The 4544-nt window shown below is 39.5% G+C and carries 5 protein-coding genes, 1 tRNA gene and 1 pseudogene; 4 read left to right on the top strand and 3 right to left on the bottom strand.

Annotated features, from left to right (window positions below):
- The 4 genes from GCCT14_RS03620 to GCCT14_RS03635 form a co-directional block, all read left to right on the top strand.
- On the top strand, window positions 1-661 hold a 661-nt coding region (locus GCCT14_RS03620), incomplete at its 5' end, for a hypothetical protein (protein ID WP_157952575.1).
- Window positions 654-1685, top strand: coding sequence for a hypothetical protein (locus GCCT14_RS03625; RefSeq protein WP_108624283.1), 1032 nt, complete (start codon window positions 654-656; stop codon window positions 1683-1685). The genes GCCT14_RS03620 and GCCT14_RS03625, both read left to right, overlap by 8 nt.
- Window positions 1686-1752: 67 nt before the next feature.
- Window positions 1753-1825: transfer RNA gene (locus GCCT14_RS03630), tRNA-Arg, on the top strand.
- A gap of 76 nt (window positions 1826-1901) precedes the next feature.
- On the top strand, window positions 1902-2303 hold the full coding sequence (locus GCCT14_RS03635) for a type I restriction enzyme HsdR N-terminal domain-containing protein (protein WP_108624284.1): 402 nt from the start codon (window positions 1902-1904) through the stop codon (window positions 2301-2303).
- On the opposite strand, the gene GCCT14_RS03640 is transcribed toward GCCT14_RS03635, so the two are convergent.
- The 3 genes and pseudogenes from GCCT14_RS03640 to GCCT14_RS05645 form a co-directional block, all read right to left on the bottom strand.
- Complete coding sequence (locus GCCT14_RS03640; protein ID WP_157952577.1) at window positions 2269-3324, bottom strand: M42 family metallopeptidase; 1056 nt, start codon at window positions 3322-3324, stop codon at window positions 2269-2271. The genes GCCT14_RS03635 and GCCT14_RS03640 overlap by 35 nt on opposite strands.
- Before the next feature lie 17 nt (window positions 3325-3341).
- On the bottom strand, window positions 3342-3662 hold the full coding sequence (rpsJ, locus tag GCCT14_RS03645) for a 30S ribosomal protein S10 (RefSeq protein ID WP_108624286.1): 321 nt from the start codon (window positions 3660-3662) through the stop codon (window positions 3342-3344).
- Window positions 3663-3690: 28 nt separating this feature from the next.
- Window positions 3691-4544: pseudogene (locus tag GCCT14_RS05645) on the bottom strand (translation factor GTPase family protein); the annotation flags it as partial.

Raw genomic sequence — 4544 nt, forward strand, 5'->3', positions numbered from 1 at the left:
CGATCGGTTTAATCAGAGTAGTTGGTCTCCGTCCGGAAGTTATTTGATTTTACATGAGATTGCCCCACAACAAATTGCTATTGAAACTGTTATTTATGTGAATGGCATCCAAAATACTTTGGCTAATGCCCTTTATCAAGGTTGGTTTTTATCTAAGTTTTGTGGAGTCAATGTCCTGGTAACATATAGCTCTTCAAGCCAGACATCTCTTAAGAATTTTGTAAGGGGATTCCTAAATGCTAAGGGATTTTTACCTCAAGAACCTAATCCTGCTGTACGAAATTTAAAACAAGCAATGAGACTTATTCGTGTTCTGAATAAGTCAGAACCTTCTATGATTTTTGCACATAGTGATGGGACTTCTGTTTCAAGAATTGTCTTTAGGGATTCAGCATGGAAATCTGCAAGGCATTTTCACTATTTTGCATGTGGGCCAGCTTCAGTTCTTGATCCAAGATGGTTCCTCTCTGCATTTCAAGTTGTTTCATCTCGTGATCCAATCAGTTTATTGAGTAATTTTAGGGATGATAAACAATCTCCACTCTCTTTCGTTCCAGCAACAAACACAGCTCCGTTCCTTGATCATCCTTTTCTATCACCGACTTATTTCCGACATATCGAGAAATTCGTCGAAGATTTCCGAGGTTTGTCATATGAATAGGTTCTTTACTTGGGTAGGAATTTGTTTGTTTTTTTCACAACTTTTATCATTTGAGGTCTTTCAGCCTTATCATCTTTTAAGAGATTTACAACTTGAGATCATTAATGAAGTATGCCAAGACTTTGGTCTTGAATCGTCTGGAATTGCGTCTAGTTGCTATACGGCTATTTGTAATTTATATTGGTCGTTTGCATGTAGCGATCGATCAATCTCTAAAGAAGAAGCATCAGCTCTTCTTTACACTATTTACGAACGAATCTACACGCGTCTCAATGAATGTGAAGGGCTAGAATTAATCAAATTAACGCCTTGTTTAGATGCCGACTTCTTGCATGTTGTTCTTTTTTTTCGCGAAAATAAGGCAGTTGGCGATTCATCTATAGATTTAATGAGAGGTTGGACAACTTTTGAACGGTACAATAATAAAGGAACCAGTTTGATTTTTAAGGAACGTCGTTTAGCAGAAGAAACTTTTAAAGGAATAGTTCATCCAGCTTTCCTCTCACAAGAACAGAGTTTCTTCACCCGAACCGATTTCACTACTCATCTTCTTCTAAGACAACCTTTCGGATATCTATTTCTTGATTTGCCTGATCTTTTACGTGAAGAACTTAATGGGTTGGGTATTGTAGATTTTCGTTTGGAGGATCGAGCTTGTAATGTATGCGACTCTTCATTCGGAGTAGTGAGGAAACTTTTCTTTTCAGGTAAATGGATAGACCCACAACCTTTCCCACAGGAAAGAATTGGACCAGTTTTTCAAAAGGCAGTAAGCAAAATTTTAAAAACAATCAATGATTCAGAAAGATGTAAAGATTACTTAGTTAAACATCCTTTTTCTGTAGAAAATATCGAATTGGTTCTTATACCCAGCGTAAATCATAGACGTGAAGAGTCTTGGTTACAAAGCGTCTACAACATAGGGGAAAATATTCTGTTTATGGGATGTCACCCATCAGAAAGAGAAAATCTACTGATCCAAACCGAGAAATACACGGATATAGATAACCCTTATCAAGAATAAATTCTCCTTTATCTGAACCATTCTAGTTAGAAAAAAAAGAGCTCTAGTTTTAACATGTTACACCTTCGCACCGGTAGCTCAACGGACAGAGCACCTGGCTTCGGACCAGGGGGTTGGAGGTTCGAATCCTTTCCGGTGTATATTCCCACTCTTAGTAGTTAATAAGAGAGAAAATTGGTCTGCGAATCCAATTTGAGGGCTCAATGCCTATTGCTGATGGAGAACCTTGGCTTTCCTAAATGGAGCTTAGCATCCGAAAAAGAAATAGGTGTCTTCTTTCCTTCTTCTGCTCGTACATGCAAAAGATTTGATCTTCTTTATTGCCTTAGAAATTCAAATGATCTCAAACCATTTCTTCTCATTGAATGCAAAAAAATGAATTCTTCAAGAGGAAAAGCCAAGAGACAAGTTTTGAATTACAATTACTTTGTTCAAGCACCGTTTCTAGCTATAGCCTCTCCAGGGCAATTCGAGCTTACTTCTCCAAACGCTCTCTTGAGGGACAAACTTACAGAATTGAAGGAACTTTCTCCCTCCGGATTATATCTGGGATGGCAGTGGTGGCAGGGGACACCATTATTTTCTAATCTAAAAGAGATTCTAGAGAGGGATCAGTAATCGTAGACTTCATCAATTTGATTGTGTCAGTCACGTCATTCTCGTGTACAGTTTCAACAGGAGAGTGCATGTAACGAAGTGGAATGGAAATCCCAGATACAATGCAGTTGCCTCCTACAAGATATTGCATTCCACACGCGTCAGTCCCACCTCTGTTGCAAGCATCCACTTGAAAGCTAATCTTATTCTTCTTCGCGATCTCTTGCATTCTAGAAAAAAGACCACGATGACTAATAGATGTAGCATCAATAAGCTTGATCGCAGTTCCTTTACCTAGCTTTATCCCGATCTCATGCTCAGGAACACCAGGAAGATCGTTCGCTAAACCAACGTCCAAGTTGATTCCGATATTTGGACAAATAGACGCTGCAGCTGTCCTAATTCCTCTTAAACCAACCTCTTCCTGAGTGCAAAACACAAAGTATGTGTCGTACAGAACCCTCTTTAATTGTCTAATTAGTTCAGTAAGGATAAAGACACAAATTCTGTTGTCCATGGACTTCGAAGATAATAAAGGACCTAACCTGCGCAACTCACCCACTCGAACAACAGGAGTTCCGACAGATACTCCTCTCTTCTCAAGCTCATCTTTAGTAAGACCAGTATCAAGAATGCAATCTTCAACTTTGATCAACTCATTCTTCTTGTCTTCACCACGTGTAAGATGAATCGGTTTAGAACCAATAATCGCTCTGATCGGTTCTTCACTGAGAATAATGAATTCTTGACATACCAATGTCTTAGGATCAATTCCACCAACTGGTAGCAAACGAATGAAACCAGACGAATCAATGTTACGAACAAGAAGACCAATTTCATCCATGTGAGCAGAAAGCATCAAACGAGTTCGATTGGACCCTTTCTTGAAAACAATCAAGTTTCCCATCGCATCACGTTCTATTGAAGTTGCAAAAGGAGAAACTATGTCAATTAAAAGCTCAGCAATAGCAGACTCATTACCTGAGATCCCAGGGGCACGAAGAATATCACTCAAAAGATCAGAATCTAACTCTTTGCTCATAGAAAAATTTTCCTCTTCTAAATTTTCAATTTGATGTCCACTCCACAAGAAAGAGCTAACCCTTTCAAAGCATCCAAAGTCTTAGCAGGTGGATCAAGGATCTCTATTAGCCTGTTATAGGTCACGAGCTCGAATTGCTCTCTCGATTTTCGATCGACATGAGGAGACCTTAAAACAGTATACCTTTCTCTTTTGGTTGGAAGAGGAATTGGCCCAGTAACCATAGCCCCGGTACGCTTCGCCGTTTCTGTGATCTCACGGGCAGAATGATCTAAAAGTCCTTTATCGAACCCCTTCAAGCGTATCCTAATCTTCTTTTCAAATCTTTTATTTGGCATGCATCTTTTCTCCAAGGGCAAATAAGTCTTATCTTTTCACAATAGATTCTTGAATTTTCGCAGGAACCTGCTCGAAATGACTTGTAGAAGCAGTATAGGTCCCCCTGCCAGAAGTCAATGACCTGAGCTCAGTAGAGTAGCCAGACATTTCCGCAAGAGGTACCTCAGCAGTAACTTGATAGGTCCCTTTGACGATTTCTTGCCCAAGAACTTTCCCTCTCCTACGATTTAGATCGCCGATAACATCACCTACATGTCCTTCTGGAGTTAAGACTTCAACTTTCATGATTGGTTCTTTCAGAATCGGTTTAGCACTACGAGCAGCATCTTTCAAACCCATCGAACCACAAATTCTAAACGCAATCTCACTTGAATCAACCTCATGGAAAGAACCAAAAACAATAGACACTTGCACATCTACCAGTGGATAACCAGCAAGTACTCCAGTATTTAGACCGTCTTCGACTCCTTTTATGACTGCAGGGATATATTTTTAGGAATGGCTCCACATTTTATTTTGTTAAGAATCTCATTGCCTTTCCCAGGAGGATTTGGTTCGATCTCAAGAACTACGTGTGCGTACTGACCTCTTCCGCCACTTTGCTTCACATACTTCATTTCAGAAGTACTTGGCTTAGAAATAGTCTCCTTATAAGAAACTTGGGGCTTACCAACATTCGCAACTACTTTGAATTCTCTCATCATTCTGTCACAAAGAATCTCAAGATGAAGTTCCCCCATTCCAGAAATAATTGTCTGCCCAGTTTCTTCATTAGTAGAAACACGAAAGGTCGGATCTTCAGACGAAAGTGATGACAAAGCTAAAGAAAGTTTCTCTCGAACGTGCAAATTGAATGATCCATTTGAAGGCCATAGAAATTC

Source organism: Candidatus Similichlamydia epinepheli, assembly GCF_003056015.1.